A 12,559-nucleotide genomic window follows, 5' to 3' on the forward strand; every position below is an offset into this window, starting at 1 on the left:
CTCGGTCCGGATGGGCGGACGCGGAGCCTGCCCCCGTAGTCCGGTTCCGTTCTGTCCCGTCCCTTCAGGAAAAGTGCATCGGTCGTTCGGTGATCGGGCTTGGGTAACGCCATCACGATCCCTGATCGGCACCATCGCCGAATGCGCCTTGTAGGTACCGCGGGGCCCGGCGACGATCGAAGGGCAACGAGCGCTGGAGCAGCGGTCGTTCGCCGCTGGAGCAGTCATCGATGTGAGGGGAGTCCAGAGCATGCTTGCTCTCGTGCCGACCGCGGATCCGGACGAGCCGGTTGCCTTGGAGACCGTCGCCGAGCCGGCGCCCGCCGCCGACGAGGCGGTCGTGGCCGTCGAGGCGTTCAGCGTCAACCGCGGTGAGCTGATGCGGCTGTACCGTCCCAAGCCCGGCTGGCGCCCGGGGCGGGACGTGGCCGGCCGGGTGGTGCGGGCCGCTGTTGACGGCTCGGGGCCGCAGCCCGGAAGCCGTGTGGTCGCCTTCGCGGCCAACGCCGGCTGGGCCGAGCAGGTGGCGGTGCCGACCACCGGCCTTGCCGAGCTGCCGGACGCCGTCTCCGCCCCGCAGGCGGCCGCACTCCCGCTGGCCGGACTGAGCGCGCTTCGCCTGACACGCGCCGTCGGCGCCGTCGCCGGAAAGCGGGTCCTGCTCACCGGCGCGTCCGGCGGCGTGGGCCACTTCCTGGTGGAACTCCTCGCCGGGGCCGGGGCGGAGGTCACCGCGGTGACCGCGACCCCTGAGCGCGGCGCGCGGCTGCTGGAACTGGGGGCCGTGGCCGTCGTACACGATCCGCAGGACGCCGAAGGGAGCTTCGAACTCGCCCTGGAGTCCGTGGGCGGCCCGTCCACCCGGGCCGCACTCGGCAAGCTGGGACGACGAGGGCGGCTGATCTGGTTCGGTGGCGCGTCGCGCGAGCCGCTGACGCTGAACTTCTTCGACTTCTTCGCCGGGCCCGAGTCGGGCACGATCCAGCACTTCTCCAACGCCGACTCCGACACCTCCGACGGCGCCGACCTCACGACCCTCGTCCGCCTGGTCGCCGCGGGCCGGCTGCACCCCGAGATCGGGTACGTCGCCGACTGGAAGCGCACCGCGGAGGCCCTGGTCTCCCTCCGCGAGCGGAGGGTGCGGGGCAAGGCCGTACTCACCCTCGGGGACGTTCTGTGAACACCGTCCCCGCCCTGGCGGGCCGCGCAGTGAGCTACTCGCGCACCGTGCCCCGCGAGATCGCCCACCGTCGGGCGGTCAGCGAGGTCTTCGTGACCGACTCGGTGGCCTGCGGAACGGACGCGGCGGTGCTGGGCTTCCAGATACCGCGCGCGCACAGTCTCTGGGCCGATCGCCCGGCCGGGCCGCACGACGCCTTCGCGGTGGGAGAGGCGGCCCGCCAGGCGGCGTTCGTCTTCTTTCACGAGCACCTCGACCTGGCCGTGGGGCTGCCGTTCAGCATGCAGCGCTGGGAACTCGAGGTGCTGGAGCCCGAGTCGCTGCGGGACGACGAACGCGCCCCGCTGGAGGGCGAGATCCACTACCGGGTGACCGACCGGCAGGTCTCCGCAGTTCGCGGCAGCATGACCATCGAGGGCACCGTGCGGATCGACGGCCGGCCGGCGGTGCGGGTCGCCAGCGAGGTCGCCTGGGCCTCCCGCCGTGACTACCAGGCGCTGCGCGACTACCAGCGTGGCCGCAAGCCGCTGGAGACGACACCGCACGAAGCTCCGGTCCGGTTCGCACCGGAACTGGTCGGCCGCCGCGACCCGCGCAACGTCGTCATCGGTCCGCTCGGCGACGCCGACGGCCCAGGACACCACCGGCTGGTCGTCGACCTGTCCCACCCGGCCTTCTTCGACCACTCCTACGACCACGTGCCCGGTCCGCTGATGCTCGAGGGCCTGCGGCAGACGGCGCTGCTGACCGCCTGCCGCAGCGGGGCGCTCACCACGCCCAGGGTCCAACTCCAGGGTCTCGCCGTCGGGTTCACCGATTTCGCCGAGTTCGAGGGCTCGGTGGACTTCCGAGCCGAGGCGCCCGTTCCCGCCCCTGACGGCAGCGTCGCCGTCACCGTGGCCGTCGTTCAGTTCGACGCGGTCGTCGCCCAGGGTGAGATCACCTTGCGGCCCTGACACCGCGCCGGCCGCCCGCGCCCCACCGCGAAAACCGGCCCCTTTGACCTCCGGCCTCTCTTCGATTCCCTTCCGAACTCTCCGAGCCTTCAAGGCCTTCGTGGTCCAAGCAGTGCTCCCGCCTGCCTGCAGCACGGTGCCGCGGGCCCGGCATGCCGACACCCCCGTTCGTCCGAGAGGAGTACCCCCATGTCCCGGTACGCCGCTGTCGAGGTGGTCGCCTGCGACTTCGCAGGTGTCCTCACCGAGCCGCTGGAGGCGACGTTCGAGCGCTTCTGCGCCCGTCTCGACATCACGGTCGCGCAGTTCACCACGGCCATGCACGAAGTCAGTGAGGTCGCCGGGATGCCCGGGCACGACGTGATCAGTCTGGCTGTGTGGACGGAGGACCACTGGGCCGCCGAACTCGCCTCGGCTCTCCGACGCTGTACCGGAAGGGAGTTCGACCTGAGAGCCTTCGGCGCCCGGTGGTGGTTCCCGGGGCGCGGCCGCAACGAGGAGTTCCTCGGGTATCTGGCCGGCCTGCGGGCGGAGGGCGTCCGACTCGCCATGATCACGAACAACGTCCGTGAGTGGGAGGCGAGTTGGCGGGCCATGCTGCCCGAGTCCGAGCAGCTCTTCGAGACGGTGGTGAACAGCTGCGAGGTGGGCGTCGTCAAGCCGGACCGGCGCATCTTCGACCTGACGGCCGAGCGGCTCGGCGTCGAACCCGGCCGGTGCGTCATGGTCGACGACCTGTCCGACAACAGCGTCGGCGCGGCCGCGGCGGGTTGGCACGCCGTGCAGTTCACCGACAACGCACGCGTCATGAAGGAGCTCGACCGTCTGCTCGGACGCGGCGCCGACTGACCGGGCCCCTGGCACCCCCCACCCCATCCCGCCGACGGTGTGAAGGACCGGACATGAGGATTACCAGCGAGCTGTCACTGTGCGGCACGACCCTGTGGGCCCCGGAGACGGTCGAGACCCCGGCCGAGGCGGTGGCCGCCGGCCGTCTGTCGGCGGAGGAGGCCGACGAACTGGCCCTCGACCACGTGCCGGTGGCACCGGACGAGCTGTCCCCGCCCGACATGGCGGTGCATGCCGCCCGGCAGGCCCTCGACGCGGCCGGAACCGACGCGGCGGACCTGGGACTCCTGGTGCACTGCTGCATCTGGCACCAGGGTCACGAGATGTGGAGCGCCCCGCACTACGTCGCCCGTCGGCTCGGGGCGGAACACGCGCTCCCTCTCACCCTGTCCCAGGGCTGCAACGCGGTCATGCCCGCACTGGAACTGGCCGCAGGCCGAATGCTCGCGGACGACGAGGTCACCGCCGCACTGGTGACCGCGGCTGACCGGTTCGTCCTGCCCAACTTCGACCGCTGGAACGGGAGTTACGCCTGCGCGCACGGTGACGCCGCCACCGCCACGGTGCTGCGGCGCAGCTCCCACCCGGGACGCGGAGTGCTGCTCCGCGCGGTCAACAGCGTCGCGGTCCCCGAGCTGGAGGAGATGAACCGGGCCGGCCTGGAGCTGACCCCCGGTCCGCTGGCACACGGCGAGAAGCTGGACCTGCGCCGGACCAAAAAGGCGTATCTCCAGCAGTACGGCTTCGAGTCCTTCGAGAAGCTCGCCCGGGGCGCGATCGTCGCCGTACTGCGGCGGACCCTGGAGGAGGCCGGCGTCGAGCCGGACGACCCCCGGATCACCTGCGTCACGATGCCGCGGATGAGCCGCAAGATCGTGCAGGGCACCTACTTCCCGGTCATCGCGGAGGTCACCCCGGCCCCGCCACTGGCCCTGGCCGCCCGTACCGGTCACCTCTCCTGCAGCGACATCCTGGCCAACCTCGCCGACATGACGGCGCTGGCACTGCGCAAGCCCGGTGACATCGGCCTCGTGCTGAACGCCGGCGGCGGCTACACCTGGTCCGCGATCGCCGTCGAGGTGCCCGGCCGCTGAGCCGGGCGCAACGTCCCCGAGACCCCCCCACCTCGTCTCTCTCGCCCCCCCACCCCATCCACAGGAGGTACAGGTGGCCAGCCCCCCTCCCATCCTGATCGTCGGCGCAGGCCCGGTCGGGATGGTCGTCGCCGCCGAGCTGTTGCAGCGGGACGTGCCGGTCCGGATCATCGACGCGGACCGGAGCCATTCCAACCACTCGCGCGCCACCAGCATCTGGCCGCGCATCCTCGAACTCCTCGACCGCATCGACGTCACCGACGAACTGATGTGCCTGGGGCACCGCATCGATCAGGTCCGCTACTACTCGGCGGGGCGTCACCTCGGAGCCGCCCGGCTCGACCGGATCCGCGACACGGCTTACCCCTTCGGCATCGCCCTGCCACAGAGCATCACCGAAGACGTCCTCGAACGCCGGGTGACCGACCTGGGCGGCAAGGTCGAACGGGGAGTCCGGCTCACCGGACTGGCACAGGACGCCGACCGGGTTCACGCCCTGGTCGAGACCGCGGACGGTGGCGGAGCCGAGCTCGAGGCGTCCTGGCTGGTCGGCGCGGACGGCGCGCACAGCACGGCACGACGGCTGCTGGACGTGGGCTTCACGGGGCCCGAACTGAGCCTGGACTTCGCCATCGGCGACGCCCGGATCGACGGTGGGCTGCCCGAGCACATGGCCGGGTACTGCTGGAGCCCGGCGGGCGCGATGGCCCTGGCCGCCCTGGGTGACCAGGTGTTCCGGATCGCGGTCCGGGTGGCTGAGCAGCAGAGGCAGAGCGACTACTGCGCACGGTACTTCGAGGAGGTGCTGCGCGCCCGTGGCCCGCGCGGTCGTTTCCGCGTCGACGGGGTGCGTTTCAGCACCACCTTCAACGCCACCATCCGCACCGCCCAGCGGTACCGGGTGGGACGGGCCTTCCTCGTCGGGGACGCGGCCCATGTGATGAGCCCGGCCGGGGGCCAGGGCATGAACACCGGCATCCAGGACGCGGTCAACCTGGCCTGGAAGCTGGCCGGCGCGGTCGACGGCAGCCTGCCCGAGGCCCTGCTGGACAGCTACCACGACGAGCGCAGCCGCTCGGTGCAGGTGGTCGCCGCGGGTACCGCCCGGCAGGCCGCGCTGGGCGGGCTGACCCGGCGGCGCGACGTCATCCGCCGTGATCTGGGCGTCCGCCTGGGCGCGTGGAGCCGTCGGCTGGCCCACGAGGTGGCCCCGACCCTCGGCCAGCTCTCCGTGAGCTATGCCCCGGCGGACCACCGCACCGGCGGGAACGCCGCCCCCGAGCCACGGCGGAACGCCGTCCGGCTGGGGCCGGGCGACCGGCTTCCCGCGGTCATCGGACGGCACCGGGTCGGCTGGCCGACGCTGACCGCCGACCGGTTCACCGTGCTGCTCTGGCAACCCGAGCAGATGGCCGCGGAGCACCGGGCCGCGATCGAGGCGGCCCGCCCCGCGGGAACGGAGCTGCTCGCCGTGGACTCCGCGTCGGCTCCGGCCCTGACCGTCGCGCTCGGCTCCCGGGCCGTAGTGCTGCTGGTACGGCCGGACGGCCATCTCTCGGCCCTGCTCGAGCCGACCCGCGCGGCCCTGGACCTTCCCGCGGCCCACGCGCGCGCCATCCACGGCCCGTCGGCCCCGGCATCTTCCCTCCACCGGACAGACCAGCAGGAAAGGCAAGGCGAATGACGCCGGAACAGGTACACAGCCGCAGGTGGCTGATTCTCGTGGTGATGGGGTTGTGTGTCGTCATCGGGACGATGGACAACACCATCCTGACGGTCGCGCTGGCCGAGATCCAGCGGCAACTGGGGGCGACCAACTCGCAGTTGCAGTGGGCCATGGACGCCTACACCGTTGTCTTCGGCGCGCTGCTGTTCACCGCGGGCCTGCTCGGTGACCGTTACGGCCGCAAGCGGATCCTCATGATCGGTATGACGATCTTCGGCGTCAGCTCCCTGCTCGCGGCCTTCGCGTCCAGCCCCGCCGAACTCATCCTCGGGCGCGCGGTCATGGGTATCGGCGTCGCGGTGGTGCCCGGCGGCACCCTGGCCATCATCCTGAACGTTTTCCCCGCCGAGGAGCGGGCCAAGGCGATCGGCCGCTGGTCGGTGGCCGGAGGCCTTGCCCTCGCCCTCGGCCCGCTGCTGGCGGGAGCGCTGCTGCACTGGTTCTGGTGGGGTTCGGTCCTGCTGATCAACGTGCCGATCTGCCTGGTGGTCGTACCGCTGATCGCGTTCCTCGTCCCCGAGAACCGCAGCCCCGACCGCAAGGCCCTGGACTGGGTCGGGCTGACGCTGTCCACGCTCGGCATGGGACTGCTGATCTACGGCATCATCCAGGGCGGTGAGACCGGCGACTGGGGCAGCCCGCAGGTGCTCGGGTCCGTGCTGGGCGGTGTGGCGGTGCTGGTGGCGCTGCTGTTCGCCGAGAAGCGGGTGGCCAATCCGGGCCTGGACCCGGCGCTGCTGCGCAACTCCCTCTTCCTGACCGGGTCGATCGCCCTGGCGGTCGCCATGCTCGCCGTGATGGGCGGGAGTTACCTGCTCACCTTCTACAACCAGCAGGTACGCGGCTTCTCCGCCTTCCAGGCCGGCCTTCTGATGGTCCCGGTCGCGATCGGCACGATGACCGCCGCAAACAGCAGCGCCAAGCTCGCGGCGCGCCTGGGACCGGCCCGGGTCATCGCCTCGGGGCTCGGGCTCATCACGCTGTCCCTGCTGTACTTCTCGACCCTCGACGAGTCCTCGCCGCTGGTGCCGTTCGTCCTGGCGCAGGCGGTCTTCGGCTTCGGAATGGGTCTGGTGATGGCCGCGGCCCCGGCCATGTGCATGTCGGTGGTGCCGCCGGAGAAGGCGGGCGCCGGATCGGCGGTGCCCAACATGATGCGGCAGGTCGGCGGGGCCGTAGGGGTGGCTCTCCTCGGTGCGGTTCTGGCAGCCGGATACCGCTCCCACATCTCCTCCTCGCTGGACGGACTCTCCGCCCCGCTGCGCGACGAGGCGGTCACCTCCATCGGAGCCACCACGGAGGTGCTGCACGAAGCGCGGGCCGCGGGTGGCGGCGACGCGGGGGCGGCCCGCCGCCTGACCGACCCCGGTACGGCCTCGGGGCTGAGCCACACCGTCACCGGAGCCTTCGTCTCGGCTCAGCGCACGGCCATGTGGACGGCGGCCGGCATCGGCGCGCTGGGCACGGTGGCCGCGCTGGTGTGGCTGCCGGGACCGGTACGGCGGCCGGCGGCGGAAGCGCCGAAGCCGAAGAAGAACGTGTCGCAGAGCGCCTGACCTCGTTTCATCCCTCCGGGTCACCTGGGACCCGGAGGGATGTCCAGGGCCCCCACCCTCGTCCCCCCCCAAGCCCCCCTTGTGCCACGGCCACCAGAACGCCGGAGGTCCCCCCATGCCCCGACCGTCCCTCACCGCGACCTCGGACCGAGTCCTGAGCTGTCCTCAGCCGCGCCCCGGCGCCACCGTGCGGCTCGTCTGCTTCCCGCACTCCGGTGGAGGCCCGGCGACCTTCCGTGACTGGCACCGCGGTGCCGGTGCGGGAACCGAGGTCCGGACCGTGGTCCTTCCCGGCCGGGCGGCCCGCTCGGACGAGCCCTTCGCCGACGACTGGCGTTCCGTGGTCACCGAAACCACCGACGCCGTCCGCCGGTTGAACGAGACCTCCGACAGTCCCGCCGACATCGTTCTGTTCGGCCAGAGCCTGGGCGCCCTGCTCGCCTTCGAGACCGCCCGCGAGCTGGAGCGCACGGGCATCGGACCCCGGCGCCTCGTGGTCAGCGCCCGATCGGCACCCGACATTTCCACCTCGCTGGACGTCCCGAGTGGCGACGCCGCTCTGCTGGAGCTCGTCGACCGCCGCTACGGCGGCATCCCCACGGCACTGCGGGCAGTACCCGAACTGCTCGCCCACCAGCTTCCGCCGCTCCGCGCCGACCTGCGCCTGGCGGGCTCCTACCGCTTCGCCCCCGGTGTCCCGCTCACCACCCCCGTCATCGCCTTCGCCGGTATCGAGGACAGCACCGTGCCGCCCGGCGAACTGCTGGGCTGGGCGCGGCACACCACCGGCGCGTTCACCCCGCACCCGGTGCCCGGCGGGCACCTCTGTTCCGTGGAGCACCCGGCCCTGCTGCTGCGCGTCGCACTGGGCCACCGCGACCGCTGAAGCACGCGGCTTCCCACCACGGCCCGGCGCCGACCGATCCAGAAAGGAACCCGATGGAGATCTGTGTCCACACCGAACCGACGCAGCGGGGCGCGTCCTACCGCACCCTGCTCCGGGCGGCCACCGCCGCGGCCGAGTTCGGCTTCCACGGCTTCTTCCGCTCCGACCACTACCTCCAGTTCGGCACGCCGGTACGTCCCGCGGGCGCGTCCGACGCCTGGCTCTCACTCGCCGCGCTGGCCCGCGACACCACCGGCATCAGGCTGGGCACCCTGGTGACCCCGGTGACCCTGCGCTCGCCCGTCCACCTGGCCGTCGAGGTGGCCCAGGTGGACCAGATGTCCGACGGCCGGGCGGAACTCGGTGTCGGCGGCGGCTGGTACGCCGCCGAGTACGAGGCCACGGCCGTGCCCTTCCCGTCCGATCGCACCGCTCGCCTCGCCGAGGCGCTGGACATCGTGACCGGCGTGTGGCGGACCCGTCCGGGCGAGACCTTCGACTTCGCCGGCGACCGCTACCGGGTGACGGGCGCCCAGGCCCCGGTGACGCCGGTCCAGCAGCCCGGACCGCCGGTGATCGTCGGCGGGAGCGGCGGCCCCCGTTCCCTCGATCTGGCGGTGCGTCACGCTCGGGAGTACAACGTGCCGTTCGTGCCGCCCGAGGAGGCGGCGCGTATCGCGGGTCTGCTGCGGCTGAAGGCCGAGAAGGCCGGGCGGGTCGAGGCCCCGAGGGTCTCCGTGCTGCAGACGGTGTGCTGCGGCAAGGACGAGTCCCAGGCCGCCGCCCGAGCCGCGGAGCTGGGTGAGCAGCTTCGTCCGGAGAGCTTCGCGGGCACGCCCGACCGGATCGTCGATCTGATCGGACGGTACGCCGAGGCCGGCGTCGCCCGTGTCTATCTGCGGGTGCTGGACATGGAGGACCCGGACCACCTGGAACTGCTGGGCTCCGAGGTGCTGCCCCAACTGCCCGACCGGCGGCGCCCGGCCGCCTGACACCACGTCAACCATCTTCCTGTGGGGGAGAGATGTCCAAGTCTTCGATCGGGAACCGCCCTGCCGATGCGAGTTCCGCCGGCAGACAAAGCGATGTCGCCGTGATCGGTGTCGCCTGCCGCTTTCCGGGGGCGGGCAACCCGGAGGCGTTCTGGGAGCTGCTGCGCGCGGGAGGTTCCGGTATCGGCCCGGAGCCGCCGGGACGGGAGGCGACCGCGGGGCCCTCGGGTGTCGGCGGCTACCTGTCCGCGGTGGACGGGTTCGACGCGGAGTTCTTCGGTCTGGCGCCGCGCGAGGCCGCCGCCATGGACCCGCAGCAACGGCTGATGCTCGAACTGGCCTGGGAGGCACTGGAACAGGCCGGAACGGTCCCGGGCACACTGCGCGGCGACGCCGTAGGTGTGTTCGTGGGAGCCATCGCCGACGACTACGCGACGCTGGCCCGCCGCGGCACGGCCGCCCAGCCGCACACCTTCACCGGGCAGGAACGCGGTGTCATCGCCAACCGGGTCTCCTACACACTGGGGCTGACCGGCCCCAGCATGGTGGTCGACACCGCCCAGTCCTCCGCGCTGGTGGCCGTCCACCTGGCCTGCGAGAGCGTCCGGCGCCGGGAGTCGTCCCTCGCGCTGGCGGGTGGGGTCAACCTGATCCTGGCCCCCGAAGGCGCCGCCGCGCTCACCGAGTTCGGCGCCCTGTCGCCGGACGGGCGCTGCTTCACCTTCGACGAGCGTGCCAACGGCTATGTCCGCGGCGAGGGCGGTGGTCTGGTACTGCTCAAGCGTCTCGACGAGGCACTCTCCGACGGGGACCGCGTCCTGTGCGTCATCCGGGGCGGGGCGGTCAACAACGACGGTGCCACGGCCACTTTGCCGACGCCCGGTGCCGACGGCCAGGAACGGGTGCTGCGCGCCGCCTGCCGTCAGGCCGCGACCGAGCCGGCCGAGATCCAGTACGTCGAACTGCACGGCAGCGCGACCAGGGCGGGCGACCAAGTGGAGGCCGCGGCGCTGGGCGCGGTCTTCACCGACTCGACGCCTGCGGGAGTGCCGCTCGCGGTGGGCTCGGTGAAGACCAACATCGGCCATCTGGAGGGCGCCGCCGGTATCGCCGGTCTGATCAAGACGGTGCTCTGTCTGACACATCGCACACTGGTGCCGAGCCTCCACCACGACACGCCCGATCCCGCCCTGGAGCTGGACCGGCTGGGCCTGCAGGTGCAGCGGGAGACCGCGCCCTGGCCGGGCGGTGAGCAGGGACTGGTGGCAGGTGTCAGCTCCTTCGGTGTCGGCGGCACCAACTGCCACCTGGTGCTGTCCGACCTGACCGGCGTGCGGGGCGGCCATCGCCCGGACGCCCGGGCCGACAGCTCTGCGGAATCGTTTGTGCAGCTCGGCCCCGGTGATCCCCTGCCCTTCCCCGTGTCCGCCCGCAGCGAGGCCGCCCTGCGGCAACAGGCGGCACGACTGGGCGACTGGCTGAACCGGCGGCCCGACATCCCGCCGACGGCTGTCGGGCACACGTTGGCCCACCGGCGTACCTTCTTCGAGCACCGGGCCTTGGCCCTGGCCGCCGACCCGGCCGGGCTCACCACCGAACTCGGACTCATCGCCGCCGCCCGGCCGTCCGCCGTCACCGCCGCCGACCGTGCGGGCACCCCCGCCGCCCCCGTCTTCGTCTTCCCCGGCCAGGGCTCGCAGTGGCCCGGCATGGCGGTACGGCTGCTGGACAGCTCACCGGTCTTCGCCCGGAGTTTCGGCGAATGCGCCGCGGCGCTGCGGGAGTTCGTCGACTGGGACCCGCACGACGTGGTGCGCGACGCCCCGGGCGCCCCGCCGCTGGACCGGGTCGACGTCGTCCAGCCGGTCCTCTGGTCGGTCATGGTGTCCCTCGCCGAACTGTGGCGCGCCGCGGGGGTCGAACCCGCCGCGGTCGTCGGACACTCCCAGGGAGAGGTGGCTGCGGCGACCGTGGCCGGCACCCTGTCCCTGGCGGACGCGGCCCGGATCGTCGTACGGCGCAGCGCCGCCCTGCTGCGCATCACCGGCCAGGGGGCCATGGGCTCTGTGCTGCTCCCCTCTGAGCAGGTACGGCGGGACCTCGCCCCCTGGAACGGCACGCTCGGCGTGCTTGCCGTCAACGGCCCCGGCCAGACCATCGTCGGAGGTGACCCCGAGGCACTTGCCCGGCTCACCGAGCAGTACACCGAAGCCGGCGTCGATCTGCGGGCGATCCGGACGGACGTCGTGTCCCACTGCGCGCAGGTCGAGGTGTTCCGCGACGAGTTACTTGCCGCATTCGCCCCCGTGCGGCCCCGGAAGCCGTCCGTGCCGTTCTGGTCCACGGTCACGGGCGGTCTCCTGGACCCCGCCGTCTTCGACGCCGACTACTGGTACCGCAATCTGCGCCAGGAGGTCCGTTTCGGGGAGACGGTGCAGCAGTTGCTGCACGCCGGACACAGCACGTTCGTCGAGATCAGCCCCCATCCGGTGCTCGCCACGGGACTGACCCAGAACGCGGACGCCCTGAACGTGCCCGCCGTCGTCCTCGGCAGCCTGCGCCGGGACCGCGACGACGTCCACAGCATCCTCACCTCCCTCGGGGAGGCATGGACCCACGGTGTGCCGGTGCGCTGGGACCGGGTCGTCCAGGCCGGCTCGGGCAACTGGGCCGATGTGCCGACGTACGCCTTCCACCGCCGTGGCCACTGGCTCGACGGAGTGCCCGCCGCCCCCGAGCACACCTCGCGGACCCCCGCCGCCGCCCCCGAAGCGGAACCCGCGGGGGAGACCGGCCCGGTCGCCCGACTGGCCGGACAACCGCGGGCGGCCGCCTCGCGGACCGTGCTGGCCCTGGTGCGCGACCAGGTCGCCGCGGTCATGGGACACGAGGACGGCCGGGCGGTCCGGCCCCGGAGCACCTTCAAGGACCTGGGCTTCGACTCGAGCATGATCGTCGCGCTACGGAACCGGCTGGCCTCCGCCACCGGACTCGCCGTCCCCGTGGACAGCCTCTACGGCCACCCGACCCCGACCGCATTGGCCGACCACCTCCTGGAGCGGCTGCACCCCGCCGACGCGGCGGAGCACACCGGTCTGCGCGAGCGCATAGACGAACTCGCGGAACTGGTCGCCGACGCCGGACCGGAACCGCCCGACGGCCCCGCCCTCGCCCAGCGGCTCGACGAACTCGCCGCTCGGCTGCGGAGCCCCGCCCGACCCACCGACGACCGCGGCGAGCAGGATCTCGCCGCCTCCGTGGCCACCGCCTCCGTCGATGAGCTGCTGGCCCTCATAGACAACTCGCTGCAGTGACAACAG

The 12,559-nt window shown here is 72.4% G+C and carries 9 protein-coding genes; all 9 read left to right on the top strand.

Features of this window, described 5'->3' with window-relative positions:
• The first annotated feature begins 250 nt into the window (after nt 1-250).
• The 9 genes from ACFYRX_RS25180 (at nt 251) to ACFYRX_RS25220 (ending at nt 12,553) form a co-directional block, all read left to right on the top strand.
• The gene (locus tag ACFYRX_RS25180; RefSeq protein WP_389103748.1) at nt 251-1,180 is read left to right on the top strand and encodes a zinc-binding dehydrogenase; all 930 of its coding nucleotides are present in this window, start codon (nt 251-253) and stop codon (nt 1,178-1,180) included.
• Nucleotides 1,177-2,136, top strand: coding sequence for an AfsA-related hotdog domain-containing protein (locus ACFYRX_RS25185; protein ID WP_389103751.1), 960 nt, complete (start codon nt 1,177-1,179; stop codon nt 2,134-2,136). The genes ACFYRX_RS25180 and ACFYRX_RS25185 overlap by 4 nt, the downstream gene beginning before the upstream one ends.
• A gap of 189 nt (nt 2,137-2,325) precedes the next feature.
• On the top strand, nt 2,326-2,985 hold the full coding sequence (locus ACFYRX_RS25190; RefSeq protein WP_389103754.1) for an HAD family hydrolase: 660 nt from the start codon (nt 2,326-2,328) through the stop codon (nt 2,983-2,985).
• Nucleotides 2,986-3,038: 53 nt separating this feature from the next.
• Complete coding sequence (locus ACFYRX_RS25195; protein ID WP_389103756.1) at nt 3,039-4,079, top strand: ketoacyl-ACP synthase III family protein; 1,041 nt, start codon at nt 3,039-3,041, stop codon at nt 4,077-4,079.
• Nucleotides 4,080-4,152: 73 nt separating this feature from the next.
• Nucleotides 4,153-5,763 carry an FAD-dependent monooxygenase gene (locus ACFYRX_RS25200; RefSeq protein WP_389103759.1) on the top strand — a complete coding sequence of 537 codons (1,611 nt, stop codon included), beginning with the start codon at nt 4,153-4,155 and terminating at the stop codon, nt 5,761-5,763.
• A 44-nt stretch (nt 5,764-5,807) separates the two neighbouring features.
• The gene (locus tag ACFYRX_RS25205; RefSeq protein WP_389104627.1) at nt 5,808-7,361 is read left to right on the top strand and encodes an MFS transporter; all 1,554 of its coding nucleotides are present in this window, start codon (nt 5,808-5,810) and stop codon (nt 7,359-7,361) included.
• Between the two features lie 115 nt (nt 7,362-7,476).
• Nucleotides 7,477-8,247, top strand: a complete 771-nt coding sequence (locus ACFYRX_RS25210; RefSeq protein ID WP_389103762.1) for a thioesterase II family protein — start codon at nt 7,477-7,479, stop codon at nt 8,245-8,247.
• A gap of 53 nt (nt 8,248-8,300) precedes the next feature.
• Nucleotides 8,301-9,239: an LLM class flavin-dependent oxidoreductase gene (locus ACFYRX_RS25215; RefSeq protein ID WP_389103765.1), complete on the top strand. Its 939-nt coding sequence runs from the start codon at nt 8,301-8,303 to the stop codon at nt 9,237-9,239.
• A gap of 101 nt (nt 9,240-9,340) precedes the next feature.
• A complete protein-coding gene (locus tag ACFYRX_RS25220; RefSeq protein ID WP_389103767.1) occupies nt 9,341-12,553 on the top strand; it encodes a type I polyketide synthase in 3,213 nt (1,070 codons plus the stop codon).
• Nucleotides 12,554-12,559 lie beyond the last annotated feature (6 nt).

Source organism: Streptomyces sp. NPDC005374, from assembly GCF_042872225.1.
GTDB lineage: Bacteria > Actinomycetota > Actinomycetes > Streptomycetales > Streptomycetaceae > Streptomyces.

Excerpts from the sequence above, each read along its gene's own strand:
- ACFYRX_RS25215 (WP_389103765.1), top strand. The coding sequence starts at position 8,301 with ATGGAGATCTGTGTCCACACCGAACCGACGCAGCGGGGCGCGTCCTAC.
- ACFYRX_RS25190 (WP_389103754.1), top strand. The coding sequence starts at position 2,326 with ATGTCCCGGTACGCCGCTGTCGAGGTGGTCGCCTGCGACTTCGCAGGT.
- ACFYRX_RS25180 (WP_389103748.1), top strand. The coding sequence starts at position 251 with ATGCTTGCTCTCGTGCCGACCGCGGATCCGGACGAGCCGGTTGCCTTG.
- ACFYRX_RS25210 (WP_389103762.1), top strand. The coding sequence starts at position 7,477 with ATGCCCCGACCGTCCCTCACCGCGACCTCGGACCGAGTCCTGAGCTGT.
- ACFYRX_RS25205 (WP_389104627.1), top strand. The coding sequence starts at position 5,808 with ATGGGGTTGTGTGTCGTCATCGGGACGATGGACAACACCATCCTGACG.
- ACFYRX_RS25195 (WP_389103756.1), top strand. The coding sequence starts at position 3,039 with ATGAGGATTACCAGCGAGCTGTCACTGTGCGGCACGACCCTGTGGGCC.